Below are 19782 nucleotides of genomic sequence, written 5' to 3'. Positions count from 1 at the left end.
TAGGAGTGAGCCTGCTCGCGATAGCAATCTGTCAGTAATGAATAAGTCGACTGACACACCGCCATCGCGAGCAGGCTCACTCCTACAGGTTTTGTGTGTGGCTCAGGATTTGCGCGATTCTTCTTCGAGCTGATCCGATTCAAACAACCGCGCCAGTTCCGCCCGGGCTTCCTGGGCGGTTTGCAGGACTTTCGCCGCGTCGTCGTAAATCGCGTGTTGCGCCTCCAGCACCTGTTCGTCGTGATGCTTGAAGCGCTTGATCCGCGCATCGGCCTGGGCTTGGGTCAAACCGAGGCCGACCAAGGTGCGCCGGCTCATCTCCAGACTTGAGTAATAAGTCTCACGAATCGCCTCCGCACCAACATCGACCAAACGGTGCACGTGCTGACGGTTACGCGCCCGGGCGATGATCTTCATGTGCGGATACAGCTTGCGCACCACCTCAGCGGTCTTGATGTTGGTCTCCGGATCATCGGTGGCAATCACGAAATACTCCGCCTCGCCGACCTTGGCCGCGTTAAGAATTTCCGGGCGCATCGGATCACCATAAAACACCGGCACACCGCCAAAACTGCGCGACAGTTCGATGGTTTCCACCGAGGTGTCCAGTGCGACGAATTTGATGTTCTGCGCACGCAGAATCCGCGCGACGATCTGGCCCATTCGGCCCATGCCGGCGATCACCACACGCGGCGTGTCAGTGTCGATTTCACGATATTTCTCCGGCACTTCCACCGGCTGCACTTTCGGGCTGACCAGCCGCGCGCAGAGCAACAGCAACAACGGCGTCACCGCCATCGACAGGGTGATGGTCAGCACCAGCAAGTCATACAAGCGCGGCTCGAACAGGCCCTGATCACGACCGATTTTGAACACCACAAAGGCGAATTCACCACCCGCCGCCAAGACGATACCGAGGCGAATCGCGCTGACCTTGTTCAAGCCACCGGCCAGACGCCCGACGACGAACAGCAGCGGCAGTTTCAGGCCGATCAACAGCAGCGTCAGTCCCAACACGGTGATCGGCGCGCTGAGCAGCAAGCTGAGGTTGGCACCCATGCCGACGCTGATGAAAAACAGCCCGAGCAGCAACCCTTTGAACGGCTCGATCTGCGCTTCCAGCTCATGGCGATATTCCGAATCCGCCAACAGCAAACCGGCAAGAAACGCCCCCAGCGCCATCGACACACCGACCAGATCCATCAACCACGCGGTGCCGATCACCACCAGCAACGCCGTGGCCGTCGACACTTCCGGCAAACCGGTTTTCGCCACCACGCGGAACACTGGCCGCAACAGATAACGCCCACCGACCACGACCACAGCGATACCGCCGAGCACCTGCAAGGCGTGATTCAGACCCTCGGCATTGCTGGTGTCCTGAGCACCACCAGCAAGCATTGGCACCAGCGCGATCAACGGAATCGCGGCGATGTCCTGGAACAATAGAATCGCAAACGCCAGACGCCCGTGGGGGCTGGTCAGTTCCTTACGCTCGGCCAGACTTTGCAGACCGAATGCTGTGGAGGACAGGGCCAGACCGAGACCCAACACAATCGCGCTGTTCAATGGCTGGCCAAATACCGACAAGGCCAGCACGCCGATCACCGAAGCCGTCAACAGCACTTGCGCCAGACCAACGCCGAACACCGATTTGCGCATCACCCACAAGCGTCGCGGCGACAGCTCAAGACCAATGATGAACAGCAGCAACACCACACCCAGTTCGGAAATATGCGCGACGCTTTGCGGATTGCCGATCAGGCCCAACACCGACGGGCCGATAATCACGCCGGCAAACAGATAACCGAGCACGGCGCCCAATTGCAGACGTTTGGCCAAAGGCACGGTGAGCACGGCCGCGAACAGAAAGACGACGGCGGCTTGCAACAGATTGCCTTCATGGGGCATGGGGGGTTACTCCTGACAACGGTACGGCGGGGGTGACAAGGATAAGGGCTGAATCGATTCAAGATCCACAGAAGATCCCTGTAGGAGTGAGCCTGCTCGCGATAACGGTGTGTCAGCTACACATGAGTTGACTGATTCACCGCTATCGCGAGCAGGCTCACTCCTACAGGAGATTTTCATCGTTCCTGTAATATCTGGCATCAATTGGTTACATTCATAACCTCTGCGTATCAATCTCCCGAGTCCCGCCATGGCCATCAACTTCGACCTCAACGACCTGCAAGCCTTCCGCGCCGTGGTCGAGCAGGGCAGTTTCCGCAAGGCCGCCGACACTGTGCGCCTGTCGCAACCGGCGTTGAGCCGGCGCATCGAGAAGCTCGAAGACGCCCTCGGCGTCAAACTCTTCGAGCGCACCACACGCAAGGTCAGCTTGACCCAGGCCGGGCGCGGTTTCATGCCCAGCGTCGAGCGTTTGCTCGATGATCTGGATGTCGCGTTGCTGGGCATCAGCGAAGTCGCTTCGACCCGTCTGGGCCATGTCACCGTCGCCTGCGTGCCTTCGGCGGCGTACTACTTCATGCCCCGCGTGGTCGCGCGCTATCACCAGCAATTCCCGCGGATCAAAGTCAAAGTGCTCGACTCCAGCGCGCACGATGTCTTGAGTGCGGTGGTCAATGGCGAGGCGGATTTCGGTTTGAGTTTTCTCGGCACGCAGGATGCCAAAGTCGAGTTCGAACCGCTTGTGCAGGAGTGCTACGTCGTCGCTTGTCGCCGCGATCATCCGTTGGCCGGGCGCAGCAGTGTGAGCTGGGACGAGTTCTATCAGCAGGATTACATCTCGCTGGACAAGACCTCCGGCAACCGCTTTCTGCTCGATCAGGCGTTGAGCACGGTGGTGCCGCAGCGTTCGAGCATCTGCGAAACCCGGCATGTGACGACGATGATCGGTCTGGTGGAGGCGGGGTTGGGCGTGGCGGCTGTGCCGCTGATGGCGATGCCCGGGCCGGACCATCCGATCCTGACGCGGGTGCCACTGACCGATCCGCAGGTGATGCGCAGTGTCGGCATCATCAAGCGCCGGGGTCGCACGCTGACCCCGGCGGCACTGGAACTGGAGCGGCTGGTGATAGAAATGAAAGTCCAGCCGCCAACGATCAGCGCTTGACCGAATCCAGTCCGGTGGCCTGCACATCAGCTTGCGCGGCCGGCGCGGCGAGGTAAGCGAGCAGCGCTTTGGCTTCTTCAGGATGCTGTGCGCCGACCGGAATCCCGGCGGCAAAACGCGTTACCGACTGCACTGATTCCGGAATTTTCGCGACGAAGCTCACGCCCGGCACCGGCAGCAATTCGCTGACCTGCTGGAAGCCCAATTGATAGTCGCCAGTGGCAACCACCGAGCCGACCGGGATTTTCGCAATCATTTTGGCCTTCGGCTTCAACTGATCTTCAATGCCCAGTTTCTTGAACAACTGCTGCTCGATGTAGACGCCGCTGGCGCTGTCGGAGTAGGCCACCGACTGCGCGTCGAGCAGGGTTTTCTTCAAGGCGTCGACGCTGCTGATGTCCGGTTTCGGCGCGCCTTCGCGCACCACCAGGCCGATCCGCGAATCCGCCAGCTCAACGCGCGAGGCCGGGTCGACTTTGCCTTGCTTGATCAGGTCATCGAGGGCGTAGCCGACCATGATCACCACGTCGGCGTGCTCACCGCGCGCGAGGCGATTGGGGATCGCCTCGGGGGCTTTGCCCATCGACGGGCCGAGGCTGGTGGTCAGTGTATTGCCGCTGGTGGCAGCGAATTTCGGCCCGAGAATCTTGTAGGCAGCGGTGAAACCGCCGGAGGTCATCACGCTCAATTCTTCGGCCTGGGCCGCGAGGTTGAACGCGAGACCGGCGAGCAGGGCGGTGACAGTAAACAGTTTTTTCATGGCGAGTTTTCCTCAGGCCGCGACAGGTTGCAGACGACCACCGGCACGGCGGTACAGATAAAGAGTGGCGCACAAGGCACACAGCGCACCGATGCTCATCCAGTAACCCGGCGCGGCTTTATCGCCGGTGTACTGAATCAGGAAGGTCGACATCGCCGGGGTGAAACCGCCGAAAATGGCGGTGGCCAGGCTGTAGGCGAGGGAGAAACCGGCAACGCGCACCTCGACCGGCATGATCTCGGTCAGCGCCGGAATCATCGCGCCGTTGTACAAGCCGTAGATAAACGACAGCCACAACAGCGACAGCAACATGTGGCTGAAGCTCGGCGCCTGCACCAGATACGACAGCGCCGGATAGGTCGTTGCCAGGGCCAGCAGCGACATGGCGATCAGCACCGGACGACGCCCGATACGGTCGGACAACAGGCCGCCAATCGGCAGCCAGAAGAAGTTCGACACCCCGACCAGCAAGGTCACCAACAGCGCGTCTGAAGTACTCAGATGCAGCACGGTTTTACCGAAGGTCGGCGCGTACACGGTGATCAGGTAAAACGCGGTGGTGGTCAGCGCGACCATCAACATGCCGCCAAGTACCACGCCCCAGTTCTGGCCGAGGGTGCGGAACACTTCGCCCATGCTCGGGCGGTGTTTGCGGGCGGCGAACTCTTCGGTCTCCGCCAGGTTACGGCGCAGGAAAAAGATGAACGGCACGATCATGCAACCGACGAAAAACGGAATCCGCCAGCCCCAATCGGCCACCACCTCCGGCGCCATCCACGCGTTCAAGGCGTAGCCCAACGCGGCGGCGACAATGATTGCCACTTGCTGACTGGCCGACTGCCAAGCGGTGAAGAAACCTTTGCGACCCGGCGTGGCGATCTCGGCGAGATACACCGACACTCCGCCCAATTCCGCACCGGCCGAGAACCCTTGCAGCAAGCGTCCGATCAATACCAGCGCTGGCGCAAACAGGCCGATACTTTCGTAACCGGGCACCAGCACAATCAAGATCGTGCCGCTGGCCATGATCGACAGCGTGACGATCAAACCTTTACGCCGGCCGACATCATCGATGTACGCACCGAGCACAATGGCGCCCAGCGGACGCATCAAGAAGCCTGCGCCGAACACCGCAAAGGTCATCATCAGGGAGGCGAACTCACTGCTCGCCGGGAAGAACACCGCCGCGATCTGCGTCGCGTAGAAGCCGAACAGAAAGAAATCGAACTGTTCGAGGAAGTTGCCCGAGGTCACCCGGAAAATGGCGCCGGCCCGCGAGCCGTTGTGTGGGATTGAGGCTGTCATAGAAAAGTACTCCACCGCTTTTATGACGTGCGCGACGGGAGGGCGGCGCACGGTTTTTATTGAGGCGGATGGTGGCGCAGGTGTAACCGGATGTTAATTGCATTGTTGGCATGGATTGATGTGCAAAGTGGATCAATGGGTTTTTTGGGTACAAATCCATTGCTGCTGTAACGGCTGTTTATGGTTTCGCCACCCCAGCCCTCTCCCGGGGGAGAGGGAGCCGATTTCGGTTGGTTTTGAAACTTGCATTCGACTCGGTATCGCACGTCGGCACACTTGGGCCAAACACCTTGGTCAGTCCCCTCTCCCTCCGGGAGAGGGCTAGGGTGAGGGGCTCTTGATTTTGCTTTTGTCTCCAGGACACCACATTCCAATGACCTCTAGCGCCCACCCCCGGCAAAAAAAGGAATGATTCCCGCCCCACGCAGTCGGAGTTGAGGTACTACCCAATTCAGGAGGTTCACCGATGAACAGCAAAACCCTAATCGCCAGCCTAGCCCTCGTCGCCGGCATTGCCGGGATCAGCCCACTTGTTCAAGCGGCGCAAACCTCAAATGAACAGACCGTGCAATCCCCGGTCAGCGACCGCGAACTGAAGGTCAACGACCGCGCCCCGGATATTTATCAGCGCAGTGAAAAAGCCATCGACTGGAAAACCAAGGGCCTGAAAAAACCTGTTGAGCAGGCGCAGTGGGTACAGATCAATGATCAGTACGTCATGGTGATGATCACCAACGGCACCATTGTCGAGATGAAACCGGTCCCGCGTTAAACCTCCGGCAATAATCAGCCATGGACGGTTGATTGCAATCGAGCGCCGTTCGGGTAAAACCCGTGGGGCGTTTCGAGTGTAGGGAAGTCAGGAGCAATACGTTGGAAAAGAAACCGCTGTATCGCAAAGAAAACACCACCGCCCACAATGTCTGGCGCAACAACCCAGGCGGGCACTACCGCGATCAACGAAACACCAAAGCGCAAAGCCGCAGCGAGGCCACGCGCGGCTCGATGCATGGCATCAAACACCACGGCTACGACTACACGCCGTTGTTTCGTTTTCTGTTATCCCGCGTCGGCGGTCATTGGGATGAGATTTTCAGCGAAGCGGTATCTCGCCTTGATCGGCCAGAGCCGGTGTTCTGGATGGTTGCCATCCATGAAGAGGATCGCGAGGACATTGTGCGACTGGGCGAGTCGGCCTACTTCAACGGCCTGTTCGTCGATGAGCAAAAGCAGCTGCAAATCGTCAACCCGCAGTTGACTGCCGAGGATATGAAACCTCATTGCCGTTGCTGCACGCATACCTTCAATGGGGTTCCGTTTGGCCTGCCTGCGGACTGATCGAGCTACTCGACCCGAACCTGATTCATCACCTGCCCACCCCCCAGCCGATACTGATTATTGCCACTGCGCTTGGCCTCATACATCGCCAGATCGGCAATGTGCAGCAAGCGATCCATCGCCGTCGCATGGTCCGGAAACACCGCCACGCCAAGGCTGGTGCCGATGTGGCGCTGGTCGTTGCCGATGCTGATCGGGGGCGACAGTTCGATGAAAATTTTCTGGCAGATGCTGCGGGCTTCGTCCTGCAGACTCAGGCTCGGCGCCAGGTCTTGCAGGATCACCACGAACTCATCGCCGCCGATGCGCGCAACGGTATCGGTGGCGCGCAGAATGCGTTTCAACCGTGTTGCCGTGGTGATCAGCACCCGGTCGCCGGCGGCATGGCCGTAGCGGTCGTTGATGGTTTTGAAACCGTTGAGGTCGACGAACACCAGTGCGACACGAGTCTCGGTCTGGCGAGCTTGATCCAGCGCTTCGGACAAGCGTTGTTCCAGCACCAGGCGATTGGGCAGGCCGGTCAGCGGATCGAAGTGAGCGAGGTGTTGCAGGTAGCTGGCCGAGGCTTTTTCTTCGGTGATGTCGCGCACCACACCCATCATTTTCACCACCGCGTCGTGGTCGTTGCGCACCACGTTGCCGGTTTCCCGTAGCCAGCGAATCGTGCCGTCGGGCCAGACCACGCGGTATTCCTCATCGTGGTTTTCGCCAGTCTCCAGACAGCGCAGTTCGCCTTCGCGCACCTTGGTGCGGTCGTCCGGATGGACGCAGGAACAGAACAGCGCATAGGACGGTGTGATCTCGCCGATCTTGAAACCGAACATGCCGTAAATCGCATCCGACCAGTACAGCCGATCCGTGTCGACTTCCCAGTCCCACGTACCGATGCGCGCAAAGTACTGGCTGCGCTTGAAGCGCTCGACGTCGCCGTCCTGCTGAATGTGTTGGCCATCGGCGGCCCGTCTCAGCAGATCCCGGTATTGCGCGAGCTGCCTGCGCAAACCGCGTTCGCGCCACAGCAGCAGAGCGATAATGGCGAGCATGATCGCGCCGACGGCAAGGCTGATCCAGAACAGAGTCATTCGGGCGCTGCCAGCATGGCGGGTCGATCCGTGGGGTAGTGGCGGTTGGCTATGTTAATGCTTCAATACTCAGTTCCGATACCACGTTGATCTGCGCTGGCAGGTTGCCAATCACCGGCATTTCTGGGAAAACGGCGGCCGGCTGAACAATAGAGTGAATGTTATGAATGATGAACTGCAGGTAATCGATCTTCAGGTCGGCGAAGGCAAAGCCGCTGTCAAAGGCGCGCTGATCACCACCCAATACACCGGATGGCTGGAAGACGGCAGCGAGTTCGATTCTTCCTACAGCCGTGGCAAACCTTTTCAGTGCGTGATTGGCACCGGACGGGTGATCAAGGGTTGGGATCTGGGCTTGATGGGCATGCAGGTGGGGGGCAAGCGTAAATTGCTGGTGCCGGCGTATTTGGGGTATGGCGAGCGGACGATGGGCAAGATTCCGCCGAATTCGAATCTGGTGTTTGAGATTGAGTTGTTGGAAGTGTTGACGCGGGAGGATTGAGGTGGAGGGCGTCGATTTGGATGAAGTCCGTTACTTCATCCAAATACCGTCAGGGTGGATCAGGTGAATACGTCTATATCGTCAAGCGCGTCTTCGATGATTCCTTGCAGTGAAGGGTGCGTTCGCCTAGCTGACTCAAGTGCCAAAAAAACAGTTTCTGTATCCACTTCGCCATGTCGGCGAGCGATGTGCCCGAGTGCAGTCGCCGCAGCGGCCACAATTGCTTCGGTTTTGCTGGTGAGGTGTTTCAGGCAGATGTCCTGAGCCCATTTTCTATCGGTTTCATTCAGGCCAATGGATACGAGTGCGGCGATTACGTTTGCATCTATGCCGCTGGAAAGTAGGCGGACGGCCTCATCGTGGTTTATCGATGGGTTTTGGTAGATGAGGCTCATTGCCGAAGTTAACCCCTGATGCCGATAAAAAGATCGAGTTCCGCTGGCAGTTGTTCGTTAACCGCCATGCCGATTTTTTGAGCTTGATCCAGTGTCAGCAGCCACTCGCCGTCGGGACTTTCGTCAAGGCTTTTCCAACCCATTGCAGCCAGAACTGCCGGTTCAAATTTCGACCCAACTGTAAGCTGGTATTTTAAGGTGTCGTCTTCGTCGTCACCCTTTAAGAAACCGCTAATCCATAAAAACATCTGTAGCCTCCTGTTTACTTCGGGGTTGATCTTTCGGGGTCTGCGGGATCGATTTGTTCCCCGGTCTCGTGGTTAAACTCGCCAAGATGCTTGCCTTGCTTGTTATAAAGCTCGATAGCACCGGTTTTACTGTCCCATTCAAAGATCCGGCCTTTTCTATCCTTCCATCGGCTGCGTCTACCGCCTCCACCTTGAACACTGCTTTTGGATTTGACAGGAAAAGCATCCGGGAATGCGGGAAGTGTTGCGGGAGGTCTGTGGTACTTGATATCGCCGCCGAGAGCGCGCCTTGAAATCACAACATACAGGGGCGACACCCCGGAGTCAGCCGGAAAAACCAGGATGAAATCGTGGTATTCAGGCGGGTAAACCGGATTAACGATGATCTTGTCTGCTTGCTCAGTCGGCGGGTAAATCCAGATCTGGGGTATTTGCGGTGCGCCTTCCAGCGGTGGAATTACCCTTGTCTTGGTGGGGTCTACGGCGGGTGTCCAGATCAATTTTGCGCCATTACCGAAATCTGCGACTTGCTGGGTGCCTTGCTTCACGAACCGTACGACAGGAATCATCTCCCAATCGCTGCGCGTCTGGGTGTTGTACCCATATCCTTTCAAGGTGCCGTCGGCTTGTTGTTCTAAACGCAATCGGACACGAGTGCGACCTTTCTCAAGCGATTTAAGTTGTTCTTCTGTGTATAGCGAGCTGTCGCCCAAACTCGAAGGCCAAAGCAGAGCAACAATGCCGAGCAATGCACCAGCGACAACACCTCCCGTCACTGCACTTGCACCACTCACCGCACTTGCGCCTGGGCTTGCAGTGGTAGTCGTAGCTAATAGAAGCGTTCCTGCCTCAGCAGGAAAATTACGGCCTCCTACTTTTTTTAGCGGAATGTTCCCAGCAGTGTCTCGCTCGCGGCCGCCCAACAAAGACAACTCTCCAAAATCAGCCAACTTCTCGACCGGAATAAATCCGGTACTACTGACATGGTTGATTACACCATCCGGAAGCTGGCAGCTTTTAGCGAACACGCAACCTTTTGCATCGGGGATAGGCTGTTGTGGCTTTTTGATTAGGCTATTTCGTAGGCTTGCTGTCTGGCAAGCATGTCGTCATAGGCGGTTTGGCTAGCTTCCCGCTCTGCCAACTCGCTGTCGGTCATGTAGCGGCTAGTGATGTAGTGTCCGTCACCGGCCGGTGGATTTTGAACTCGAGGTCTGTCTGTCTTACGCACCATGAGCGTCCTTGTTCTATCGTCAGAAAACGATGCGGACGCTAAATGAATGGACGTTTGATGGATGTAGGACGGGTCTGAAATTGCGACAGTTGTTACAAGTGTAAAAAATCAGGATGGGTACATCGGCAGGTACGCCAACTCGCTCGGGCCTTCCTATGGTCTGGTTTTCAGATATCTGTTAGCAGAAAGAACGCCATCGCGAGCAGGCTCACTCCTACAGTTGATCGCGGATGCTCATGGGATTTGAGTGCACCGCAGATCTAGTGTGGGAGCGAGCCTGCTCGCGAAGAACGATCACGCGGTCAATCAGGCTGCGTGCGCCATTTCGGCCAGGGTGTCGGCCACGGTTCTTTGCAGTGAGGGGAACCGGCGTGTCACGCGGCGCAGTGCGGGTAGCACGGCGTCGATTTCCAGTTCATCGAGTTGGGGAAGGACGGTGACGGCGGAGGCGACGATGGATTCGCGTTCGCTTTCGAAGAGCACCAGGCAGGCGTTCTGCGCCCAGCGTCCGTCCCGCTCGTTGAAACCCATCGCCACCAGTGCCGCGACGACTTGTGCATCGGTTTTGTTGGACATGTTTATTGCCTCAGGGCGGGTTCGATTTTGTCGAGGGCGCGGTTGACCGCGAGTTCGCCGAGCATGACCACTTGCTGGATGCCGAGCACGGTGTTGCGGTAGGGCGAGTCGAGCAGGGCGGCGAAGTCGCTGAGCATGACGCTGGCCGAAGCCATGGATTCGCAGGCGTGGGCCATGAGGTCTTCGGCGCCGGTGTTCGGGTCGACGAGGAACATGGTGCTGGGTCTGCGCGGTGGTGAAGGCGGTGTGGGTTTCAGGTAGTGGTCGAGGGCGCGTTCGGCGGCTTCGTGGAGTTTTCTGGAGCCCGGTTCGGAATAGGGGGACGTTGGATTTGGATCTATTTCCGCTTCTGTTTCGGGCGGATTCGGCGTTATTTTGAACATTTCTTAGAACCTTTTAATGAGGCCGACACGTTCATTGCGACTAAACAAATGGGTGGCAGCTATGCGCAGGTTAGTCGACCGGTGGTTCTAAGCAGTCCCGGCGCACCCGAAGGCGCCCTGCGCACAGCTACCATTAAGCTCAGGCGCGAGAATGCCTGACTGAACGGACTGTATGCTGCCAAAAAACCACCGAGCGACTAAACCCGATCACTGAACATTCAGTGACGCGAACCAAGTTACCGGTGACCTCCAAGCCGCACAAGCCGGCGGATTCTGGCGTAGTTGTAGGCAAAGGCGCAAGGCGCTGTAGCCTCATGGCTGATGTCTAAATGATGCTGCGTTTGACTGGGCGCCTTCGCGAGCAGGCTCGCTCCCACAGGGGGAACGCATTCCAAACTGTGGGAGCGAGCTTGCTCGCGAAGGCGCCTTCAAAATCACTTCAGGATTCAACCCTCACGCCCCGCCCAAACCGCTCCCGATACACCGACGGCGGCACCCCCACCACCCCACGAAACGCCACACGAAAACTCTCCACCGACCGATAACCGCAACGCTCGGCAATCTGCTCGGTGTTATGCGGCGTGCTCTCCAGCAACTCCCGCGCCCGCGCCAACCGTTCATGCTGCAACCACGCCTTCGGCGACTGCCCACTGGCCTCGGTAAAACGCCGCAGAAACGTGCGCTCACTCATCGCCGCTTCACTGGCCAGATCACGCACCTCCAGCGGTTCATGCAAACGCTCGCGCGCCCACTGCATCACCCGTGACAGATCGTTGCGCGGCGTCGGGCTGACCGGGGTCGGAATGAACTGCGCCTGGCCGCCAGTACGCTGCGGCGACATCACCAGTCGCCGCGCTACCGAGTTGGCGACTTGCGTGCCGAAGTCCCGCGCCACCAGATGCAGGCAGGCATCGATTCCGGCGGCGCTGCCGGCCGAGGTGATCAACTGCCCGGAGTCGACGTAAAGCACATCGGCATCGACGGCAATCGCCGGGAAGCGCTGCGCCAGTTCCGCCGTGTAACGCCAATGGGTGGTGGCGCCGTGGCCGTCGAGCAGGCCGGTGGCCGCCAGCACAAACACGCCCGAGCAGATCGACAGCAACCGCGCACCTCGGGCATGGGCCTGACGCAACGCGTCGATCAATGCTGGAGGCACCGGCGCGTTGCGGTCGCGCCAGCCGGGAATGATGATGGTGCGCGCCTCGGCCAATAATTCCAGACCGCCATCGGCCAGCACCTGAATGCCGCCCAAGGCACGCATCGGGCCTTGATCGACCGCCGCGATGGCGTGGGAGTACCACGGGAAATCGAACTCCGGCCGGGTCAGGCCGAAGACCTCCACGGCGATGCCGAACTCGAATGTGCAGAGGCCGTCGTAGGCCAGAATTGCGACCAGACCTGGTGATGTCGGCATTTGGCGGAAAATTCCCGGTGAGTGTCTTGTGCGCCACTGTAGTCGCAAGCGGCCGCTCGATAAAGTCTGTTCACACCCGTTCAGATAAAGGAGCAACACCCATGACCAGCCTCGTTCGCGACATCCCCGCAGCCCCGTCGGCAATCGCCTTGATGCACTTCAGCAATCGTCTGACTTTCGAAACCGATTGTTCCGACGTCTTCAGTAGCCAGGAGGCTGGCGAGATTGATTTTGTTCTGGTCGATGTGCGCGGGCCGCTGGCCTTTGAGCGCGGGCATGTGCCGGGGGCGATCAATATCCCGAACCGGTTGCTGACGGCGGCGGAACTGGCGAACTACCCGAAATCCACGCTGTTCGTGGTCTATTGCGCCGGCCCACACTGCAACGGCGCGAACAAGGCGGCGGTGAAGCTGGCGGCGCTGGGTTACCCGGTCAAGGAGATGATTGGCGGCGTTACTGGATGGCTGGATGAAGGCTTTCAACTGAGCGTTGAGCAAGCCGCCAAAACCGCCATCGGCTGCGAATGCTGATCCCCTTGTAGGAGCTGCCGCAGGCTCGGGCCGCGTTCGGACGATCTTTTGATCTTGCGGTAAAAAAAACCAGATCAAAAGATCGCAGCCTGCGGCAGCTCCTACAGGAAAATCAGCGTTTTTCTGCGCTGGAATTGCGCTTGTCCTACAGCCTTTGCACCACCACGGCGCACCCGTTGATCCCGGTCAATCGGTGTGCCGATTTTTCATAAGTATTTGTCGCTTAAACACAATTTACCCTGTGCGCGCCGCCATAGACTGCCGGCCACTTCGGTTTTTGCAGCCAAATGGCCATGACCGAACGCTGAATCGAAAGCTGCCAATAAAAGCCTCCGCACACAGGAGTTATAAATGAAGAAGCTAGTGATGTTCGGTGCCCTGGCACTGTCGATGTTGTCCCTGACCGCCGTGGCCGAAGACGCCAAGCCGATCCGCATCGGTATCGAAGCCGGTTACCCGCCATTCTCGATGAAAACCCCTGACGGCAAACTCGCCGGTTTCGACGTTGATATCGGCGATGCGCTGTGCGCGCAGATGAAAGTCAAATGCACTTGGGTCGAGCAGGAATTCGACGGCCTGATCCCGGCGCTGAAAGTGAAGAAGATCGACGCCATTCTGTCGTCGATGACCATCACCGATGACCGCAAAAAGAACGTCGATTTCACCATCAAGTACTACCACACCCCGGCGCGCTTCGTGATGAAGGAAGGCTCCGGTGTCAAAGACCCGCTGACCGAGCTCAAGGGCAAGAAAGTCGGTGTGCTGCGTGCCAGTACCCACGACCGTTACGCCACCGAAGTGCTGGTGCCGGCCGGGATCGACCTGGTGCGTTACGGCTCGCAACAGGAAGCCAATCTCGACATGGTTTCCGGGCGTATCGACGCGATGCTGGCCGACTCGGTCAACCTCAGCGACGGTTTCCTGAAAACCGACGCCGGCAAAGGTTTTGAATTCGTTGGCCCGACCTACGAAGACGCCAAGTACTTCGGCGGCGGCGCCGGCATTGCGGTGCGCAAGGGCGATACCGCGCTGGCCGAGCAGTTCAACAAAGCCATCAGCGAAATCCGCGCCAATGGCGAGTACAAGAAAGTCCAGGACAAATACTTCGACTTTGATGTGTACGGCCATTAATACGCCGTAGAAAAAAGTGGCCCCGTTGGCGCGGTGGCCACTTTTTTTGCGCTCTAATTGTGGTGAGACCCTTGTAGGAGTGAGCCTGCTCGCGATAGCGGTGTGTCATTCAATGAATGTGTTGGCTGACCCACCGCTATCGCGAGCAGGCTCACTCCTACAGGGGATCTTTGTGATCCAGATATTGAGGAGATTTTCCCATGCAACGCATCGACCATGTTCTGCCCTGGAGCCACTTGGGCAGCGAGCGCTCGCTCAGCGTGTTTCGCTACGGCGCAGGCACCCGCAAGGTGTACATCCAGGCCAGCCTGCACGCCGATGAACTGCCGGGCATGCGCACTGCGTGGGAGCTCAAGCAGCGTCTCAATGAACTCGAACAGCAGGGCCGTTTGCAGGGCGTGATCGAGCTGGTGCCGGTGGCCAACCCGATCGGCCTCGATCAACATGTGCAAGGTGCGCACATGGGCCGCTTCGAACTGGGCAGCGGCAAGAATTTCAACCGTGCCTTCGTCGAACTCAGCGCACCGGTCGCGGCGTTGATCGGTGAGCGTCTGGGCGCGGATGCCGAGGCCAACGTTGCACTGATCCGCCAAACCATGGGCCAGGTGTTCGATGAGCTGCCGGCCCCAGCCTCGCAACTGGAAGCGTTGCATCGCTTGTTGCTGCGCCATGCCTGCGATGCCGACATCACCCTCGATCTGCATTGCGATTTCGACGCGGCGATTCACCTGTACGCGCTGCCGCAGCACTGGCCGCAATGGCAATCGCTGGCGGCACGTTTGAAGGCTGGCGTGGCGCTGTTGTGTGAAGATTCCGGTGGCAGCTCGTTTGATGAATCCTGCTCGACGCCGTGGTTGCGTCTGGCGCGGGCATTTCCCAATGCTGCAATTCCGGCGGCGAACCTCGCGACCACGCTGGAACTGGGCAGTATGGGCGACACCCGGGTCGATCAGGCTCAGGCCAATTGTGAGGCGATTCTCGGCTTTCTTGCCGAGCAGGGTTTTATCAGCGGCGAATGGCCGGCGGCACCGGGCGAGTGCTGTGAAGGTCTGCCGTTCGAGGGCACCGAATATCTGTTCGCGCCACACCATGGTGTGGTCAGTTTTCTGCGCAATGCCGGCGAGTGGGTGGAGAAGGGCGATGCGCTGTTTGAGGTGGTGGATCCGTTGCAGGATCGCGTGACCACCGTGCGCGCCGGCACCAGTGGCGTGTTGTTTGCGCTTGATCGCGGGCGCTATACCGAGCCGGGGATCTGGCAGGCGAAAGTGGCGGGGCGGGTGGCGTTTCGGACGGGCAAATTGACCAACGACTGACAGGATCTCCGTTGGGGCTAATGGCCTCATCGCGAGCAGGCTCACTCCTACAGGGGAACGCATTCCAAATGTAGGAGTGAGCCTGCTCGCGATGGCGGCATCAGCAACACCACCGAATTTGGATCCTTGGCCGAGGATGTTAGGCTCCCCCCGAACCCGACTCTCCGTGAAGGAAGGCTCTATGTTGAAGGTCTTTGCTCTGTTGACCCTGCTGGCGTCCAGCGCCGTGCAGGCGCAAACCACGCTGCAATCCGATCTGCCGCTCAAGTACCTCGAGCAGGTGCACGCCGACGCCGAGGCGCGACCGCTGGTGATTTTCCTGCACGGCTACGGCAGTAACGAAGCCGATCTGATCGGCATGAAATTTCAACTGCCGGCGCAATACAACTACCTGTCGGTGCAGGCACCGTTGTCGCTCGGTGAACGACGTTTCCAGTGGTTTCGCAAGAAGGGTGAAGGCGCCTACAACGGCGAGACCGATGATCTGAAGGTCAGTGGCCAGAAGCTGCGCGACTTTATCGCGCAAGCGGCGCAGAAATATCACACCACCCCGAGCAAGGTGTACCTGATCGGCTTCAGCCAGGGCGCGATGATGACCTACGAGGTCGGGCTGCGGCCGCCAGTGGCGGTCGGCGGGATCGCGGCGTTGAGCGGGCGTTTATTGCCGGTGTTGAAGGCTGAACTCAAGGCCGAACAGCAGCCACTGCCGCTGAGCATCTTCATCGGCCATGGCACCGCCGATGATCCTGTGCCGTATAAAAACGGCACCGAGGCCAATTCGCAACTACAGAAACTGGGCTACAAACCGCAGTTCCACGCCTATCCCGGTGTCGGCCACAGTATCAGTGCGGCCGAGCTGCGTGACTTGAACGGCTGGTTGCAGCAGCTCAATCCTTGAGGATGGTTTTCACCAAGGCATCGTGACCTTTCTTGTCACTGGCGCGGGAGATCACCTGCACCAGCGCCATTTTCGTGCCGGAGCCGGCCATCAGCGTGGTGTTGAGGGTCTGGCCACCGCCCTGGGTCGCGGTGCTGTCGACCTGACGCAGGCCAAGGCCGGTGCCTTTTTGGGTCAGGCTTTTTTCGCTGAGTTTGTTGAAGTCCGGCAGGGCCTTGCGCTGGTCTTCAATGAAACTCGCCACGCTGCCGTCGAGGAACTGGCCGTCGTTGTCCTTGACGTGCTGGCCTTCGGGAATCTTGTTCTCAGCGGTAATGACCACGGTTTTTGTGGCCTCGTTGGTGTACATCGTGCCCGTGGTCCCGCTCGGGCTGGTCGGCAGCGGGTCGGCGATGAAACCTTTAGGCAGCACAAAGGTGAACTTGCCCTCAAGCATCGAGACTTTCTCGGTGCCGGCATTTTTCTTGGCCGCTTGCGCGTGGAGGGCGCCGAAACCGGCGAGGGCCGCCACCAGCAGGACGACGGTTTTTTTGCTCAACAATGACATGTGAATCTCCGGTGGATGGTCGCGCGAGGCGGGCGATCATCCCACGGAGGGGGGCGGGCGTTCCAGCGCGAATCATCCGAGCGGTTATTGCGCCTGCGCTTTCGCCAACGGACGGGCTAACAGGCGTTTGGTCACGCCGAGCATGGCCACCGACACCGCAACGCCGACGGCAAATCCACTCAGGCCCATGCTTGGCAAGGTCAGCGCCGATACCAGACAAAACGCCGAAAACGAATACATGCCGGTCGCCGTCGCCCGTAACAATGCGGCGGTAAATGCCGGGCCGCGGGTCTGTTGCGAGAACACCGCCATCACACTGCCGAGTACCGGGAACACCGCGAGCAAACCGCTCCAGCGCTCGCCGACGGTGCTGGCGAGCATCGTCACCACCAGGGTCAACGCGGCGCCGGCGATCATTCGCCAGATCAGTTTGTCCGACTTCGGCGCCGTGCCGCTCAACACCGGTTGCACGGTGGGAAACAGATATGGCGATGCCAACAACGCAACCGCCGCCGCTGCCACTGAAAACGGCAGCGACGCCGGGATCAGCGACAACATCCCCGCGATGATGGCCCATACCGACAGCGACGCCGTCAGCGCCAGTGGCCAGTTCGCCCGCTGCGCGACCTGCGCGTAGGTGATGCAGAACGCAATCATCGCGAACATCGCCGACAACGCCGCCACCGCTGATTGCGCGGCGAATGCCGGACCCTGCTCGATGGCGAGGAAAAACAGAATCGGCCCGACCACCACCGGCAATCCCGACAGCCACCCGGCCACACTCGGCCCCCAGCGTTTGCCCGCCAGGGAAATCAGCAGCAGAAAACCGGGAATCAGCAGCAGTTTGAGGATCAGCACGCAGGAGTCTCCATCCGATGAAGGTTCGCCACGTTAGCATTGTCGATCGGCGATTGCTGCCTATGTGTGCGGTTTTTGTATACAAAGTGCCGGCGGCGATACCCGGCTATGCTTTGACTATCAGGGCTTGCCGGAGTCGATACCGCGATGAACAGAACACCCAAGGTGTTACGGGGATGTTGCGGCATCGGCTTGTGGGCGCTGTTGTTGACGCCAACCTGGGCTAATTGGCAGGACGCGGTGCCCGGCGCGCAGATCATCGGCACCGGCGATTACAGCGTGTTCGGTTTCGATGTCTACAACGCGCGCCTGTGGAGTGCCGCGCGGCCCTTGGTCGACGGCCAGCCGTTTGCCCTGGAGCTGATCTACCGCCGCAGCATTTCTCGCGACGATCTGGTCAAGGCCAGCGTCGACGAAATCAAACGCCTGGCCGATGGCCGCGTCAGCCCGGCGCAATTGGCCGGTTGGCAGATCCAGATGCAGCAATCGTTCGTCGACGTGCAGGCCGGCACGCGGATTACCGGCGTGTATCTGCCGGGGCAGGGCGCGCGGTTTTTTGTCGGTCAGCAGTTGCAGCATGAGATCGATGACCCGCTGTTTGCCCGGGCATTTTTTGATATCTGGCTGGATCCGCGCACGCGCAGTCCCGAGTTGCGCGAACAGTTGTTAGGGGTGAGTCGATAGATTCTTTTGCACTTCAAGGCTCCGGCTGAAACCTCTAAGCTGCGTCTTTCCGACTTGTTTCTGGATGTGTGCGTGAAATTCAGTTTGCCCAAAATCGCCACCGCGCCGTTTTGCCCGCCGGAAGTGGCCGGCAGTGTTGCGGTGGATCCGAATGCGTCGTTCTTCAAACGCGTGCTGCGTTTCGCCGGCCCCGGCTTGCTGGTGTCGATCGGCTACATGGATCCGGGCAACTGGGCCACCGCCATCGAGGCCGGTTCACGCTTCGGTTACAGCCTGTTGTTTGTGGTGTTGCTGGCGAGTCTGGCGGGCATGGTCGTGCAGTGCCTGTGCTCGCGACTGGGCATTGCCACCGGGCGCGATCTGGCGCAGCTGTCCCGCGAGCGCTACAGCACACCGACCGCGCGCCTGCAGTGGGTGCTGGCGGAAATCTCGATCATCGCTACGGATCTGGCTGAAGTGCTTGGTTGTGCGCTGGCCTTTCACTTGTTGCTCGGCTGTTCGCTGACCTTCGGCATCGCCCTGACCGCGTTCGACACCTTGCTGGTGCTGGCCCTGCAAAACCGAGGTTTCCGCCGTCTGGAAGCAATCATGCTGGTATTGGTCGCAACCATCGGCGTGTGTTTCTTCGTTGAACTGCTGTTGATCAAACCCTACTGGCCGGATGTCGCCCAAGGTTTCAAACCGTCGCTGGCGGCGATTGGCGAGGCCGCACCGTTGTACCTGGCCATCGGTATTCTCGGCGCGACGGTGATGCCACATAACCTCTATCTACATACCTCGATCGTGCAGACGCGGATGATCGGCAAGGACCTGGCAAGCAAGCAGGACGCGGTGAAACTGGCGCGCATCGACACCATCGGTTCGCTGGCCCTGGCGTTGCTGGTCAATGCGGCGATCCTGATCCTCGCGGCGGCGGCGTTTCACCAGTCCGGGCATACCGATGTGGTGGACATTCAGGACGCCTACCACTTGCTCGATCCGCTGGTCGGCGGCGCGTTGGCCAGCGTGTTGTTCGGCGTTGCGCTGCTGGCGTCGGGGCAGAGTTCGACCTTCACCGGCACCATCGCCGGCCAAGTGATCATGGAGGGTTATCTGAACCTGCGGATCCCGTGCTGGCAGCGACGTTTGATCACTCGCGGACTGGCGTTGATTCCGGCGTTTATCGGCGTGTGGCTGATGGGCGATAACGCGATTGGCAAGTTGCTGGTGCTGAGTCAGGTGGTGTTGAGTCTGCAGTTGCCGTTTGCCCTATACCCCTTGATCCGCATGACCAATGATAAAAAGCTGATGGGGCCGTTTGTGAATCGCTGGCCAACCCGGCTGTTGGCGTGGGGGTTGTTTGTGGTGATCAGTGGCGCTAACAGCTGGTTGATTTTGCAGTGGGCGGCTTGAGCCATATTTTGCAGTGACTGGGCTGGCCTCTTCGCGAGCAGGCTCGCTCCCACATTGTTCGAGTTGATCACAACAGTGTGTACACCCCATAACCCTGTGGGAGCGAGCCTGCTCGC

General features: G+C 59.3%; 21 protein-coding genes and 1 pseudogene. 10 read left to right on the top strand and 12 right to left on the bottom strand.

What is annotated here, in order from left to right:
* Positions 1-102: 102 nt before the first annotated feature.
* Positions 103-1911, bottom strand: coding sequence for a monovalent cation:proton antiporter-2 (CPA2) family protein (locus VY732_RS18475; protein WP_095118284.1), 1809 nt, complete (start codon positions 1909-1911; stop codon positions 103-105).
* 250 nt (positions 1912-2161) lie between these two features.
* On the opposite strand from VY732_RS18475, the gene VY732_RS18470 reads away from it, so the two are divergent.
* Positions 2162-3076: a LysR family transcriptional regulator gene (locus VY732_RS18470; RefSeq protein ID WP_331691432.1), complete on the top strand. Its 915-nt coding sequence runs from the start codon at positions 2162-2164 to the stop codon at positions 3074-3076.
* On the opposite strand, the gene VY732_RS18465 is transcribed toward VY732_RS18470, so the two are convergent.
* Together VY732_RS18465 and VY732_RS18460 are read right to left on the bottom strand one after the other, a co-directional pair.
* The gene (locus VY732_RS18465; protein ID WP_016986234.1) at positions 3066-3836 is read right to left on the bottom strand and encodes a substrate-binding domain-containing protein; all 771 of its coding nucleotides are present in this window, start codon (positions 3834-3836) and stop codon (positions 3066-3068) included. The two genes, VY732_RS18470 and VY732_RS18465, sit on opposite strands and share 11 nt — an antisense overlap.
* A gap of 12 nt (positions 3837-3848) precedes the next feature.
* Positions 3849-5141 (bottom strand): MFS transporter, encoded by a 1293-nt coding sequence (locus VY732_RS18460; protein WP_077573511.1) that lies wholly within the window; start codon positions 5139-5141, stop codon positions 3849-3851.
* Between the two features lie 466 nt (positions 5142-5607).
* Here VY732_RS18460 and VY732_RS18455 point away from each other — a divergent pair, with 466 nt between their 5' ends.
* The gene (locus tag VY732_RS18455; protein WP_123594228.1) at positions 5608-5913 is read left to right on the top strand and encodes an RcnB family protein; all 306 of its coding nucleotides are present in this window, start codon (positions 5608-5610) and stop codon (positions 5911-5913) included.
* 101 nt (positions 5914-6014) lie between these two features.
* Positions 6015-6479 carry a hypothetical protein gene (locus tag VY732_RS18450; RefSeq protein ID WP_186616426.1) on the top strand — a complete coding sequence of 155 codons (465 nt, stop codon included), beginning with the start codon at positions 6015-6017 and terminating at the stop codon, positions 6477-6479.
* Between the two features lie 5 nt (positions 6480-6484).
* Here VY732_RS18450 and VY732_RS18445 read toward each other — a convergent pair whose 3' ends face one another.
* Positions 6485-7561, bottom strand: coding sequence for a sensor domain-containing diguanylate cyclase (locus VY732_RS18445; RefSeq protein WP_331691431.1), 1077 nt, complete (start codon positions 7559-7561; stop codon positions 6485-6487).
* 163 nt (positions 7562-7724) lie between these two features.
* Between VY732_RS18445 and VY732_RS18440 the strand changes: the two genes are divergently transcribed.
* Entirely contained in the window at positions 7725-8063 is a 339-nt protein-coding gene (locus VY732_RS18440; protein WP_331691430.1) for an FKBP-type peptidyl-prolyl cis-trans isomerase, read from the top strand.
* A 59-nt stretch (positions 8064-8122) separates the two neighbouring features.
* On the opposite strand, the gene VY732_RS18435 is transcribed toward VY732_RS18440, so the two are convergent.
* The 6 genes and pseudogenes from VY732_RS18435 to ftrA all read right to left on the bottom strand — a co-directional run bounded on the left by VY732_RS18435 (position 8123) and on the right by ftrA (position 12313).
* Entirely contained in the window at positions 8123-8458 is a 336-nt protein-coding gene (locus VY732_RS18435; RefSeq protein WP_331691429.1) for a hypothetical protein, read from the bottom strand.
* A gap of 8 nt (positions 8459-8466) precedes the next feature.
* The gene (locus tag VY732_RS18430; protein ID WP_180700142.1) at positions 8467-8706 is read right to left on the bottom strand and encodes a pyocin S6 family toxin immunity protein; all 240 of its coding nucleotides are present in this window, start codon (positions 8704-8706) and stop codon (positions 8467-8469) included.
* Between the two features lie 14 nt (positions 8707-8720).
* Positions 8721-9940, bottom strand: a pseudogene (locus VY732_RS18425) (colicin E3/pyocin S6 family cytotoxin).
* 306 nt (positions 9941-10246) lie between these two features.
* The gene (locus tag VY732_RS18420) at positions 10247-10516 is read right to left on the bottom strand and encodes a hypothetical protein (protein WP_116030089.1); all 270 of its coding nucleotides are present in this window, start codon (positions 10514-10516) and stop codon (positions 10247-10249) included.
* Between the two features lie 2 nt (positions 10517-10518).
* Entirely contained in the window at positions 10519-10899 is a 381-nt protein-coding gene (locus VY732_RS18415; RefSeq protein WP_331691428.1) for a DUF6124 family protein, read from the bottom strand.
* Positions 10900-11338: 439 nt separating this feature from the next.
* Positions 11339-12313: a transcriptional regulator FtrA gene (gene ftrA, locus VY732_RS18410; RefSeq protein WP_331691427.1), complete on the bottom strand. Its 975-nt coding sequence runs from the start codon at positions 12311-12313 to the stop codon at positions 11339-11341.
* A 101-nt stretch (positions 12314-12414) separates the two neighbouring features.
* Between ftrA and VY732_RS18405 the strand changes: the two genes are divergently transcribed.
* The 4 genes from VY732_RS18405 to VY732_RS18390 all read left to right on the top strand — a co-directional run bounded on the left by VY732_RS18405 (position 12415) and on the right by VY732_RS18390 (position 16185).
* A complete protein-coding gene (locus tag VY732_RS18405; RefSeq protein WP_137216437.1) occupies positions 12415-12843 on the top strand; it encodes a rhodanese-like domain-containing protein in 429 nt (142 codons plus the stop codon).
* A 351-nt stretch (positions 12844-13194) separates the two neighbouring features.
* The gene (locus tag VY732_RS18400) at positions 13195-13974 is read left to right on the top strand and encodes an ABC transporter substrate-binding protein (RefSeq protein WP_150708856.1); all 780 of its coding nucleotides are present in this window, start codon (positions 13195-13197) and stop codon (positions 13972-13974) included.
* A gap of 200 nt (positions 13975-14174) precedes the next feature.
* Complete coding sequence (locus VY732_RS18395) at positions 14175-15287, top strand: succinylglutamate desuccinylase/aspartoacylase family protein (RefSeq protein WP_150650380.1); 1113 nt, start codon at positions 14175-14177, stop codon at positions 15285-15287.
* A 181-nt stretch (positions 15288-15468) separates the two neighbouring features.
* Positions 15469-16185 (top strand): alpha/beta hydrolase, encoded by a 717-nt coding sequence (locus VY732_RS18390; RefSeq protein WP_331691426.1) that lies wholly within the window; start codon positions 15469-15471, stop codon positions 16183-16185.
* On the opposite strand, the gene VY732_RS18385 is transcribed toward VY732_RS18390, so the two are convergent.
* Together VY732_RS18385 and VY732_RS18380 are read right to left on the bottom strand one after the other, a co-directional pair.
* Entirely contained in the window at positions 16175-16732 is a 558-nt protein-coding gene (locus VY732_RS18385; RefSeq protein WP_331691425.1) for a hypothetical protein, read from the bottom strand. The genes VY732_RS18390 and VY732_RS18385 overlap by 11 nt on opposite strands.
* 84 nt (positions 16733-16816) lie before the next feature.
* The gene (locus VY732_RS18380; RefSeq protein ID WP_331691424.1) at positions 16817-17590 is read right to left on the bottom strand and encodes a hypothetical protein; all 774 of its coding nucleotides are present in this window, start codon (positions 17588-17590) and stop codon (positions 16817-16819) included.
* A gap of 147 nt (positions 17591-17737) precedes the next feature.
* Between VY732_RS18380 and VY732_RS18375 the strand changes: the two genes are divergently transcribed.
* Together VY732_RS18375 and VY732_RS18370 are read left to right on the top strand one after the other, a co-directional pair.
* Positions 17738-18274: a chalcone isomerase family protein gene (locus VY732_RS18375; RefSeq protein ID WP_123594251.1), complete on the top strand. Its 537-nt coding sequence runs from the start codon at positions 17738-17740 to the stop codon at positions 18272-18274.
* A 72-nt stretch (positions 18275-18346) separates the two neighbouring features.
* Entirely contained in the window at positions 18347-19666 is a 1320-nt protein-coding gene (locus VY732_RS18370) for an Nramp family divalent metal transporter (RefSeq protein ID WP_331691423.1), read from the top strand.
* The last annotated feature ends 116 nt before the right edge of the window (positions 19667-19782 follow it).

Origin of the sequence: Pseudomonas sp. ZY71, from assembly GCF_036542145.1 — a bacterium.
Classification (GTDB): domain Bacteria; phylum Pseudomonadota; class Gammaproteobacteria; order Pseudomonadales; family Pseudomonadaceae; genus Aquipseudomonas; species Aquipseudomonas koreensis_A.
Note: the sequence above shows the minus strand (reverse complement) of the source record. Positions and strands in the feature narration are given on the sequence as shown.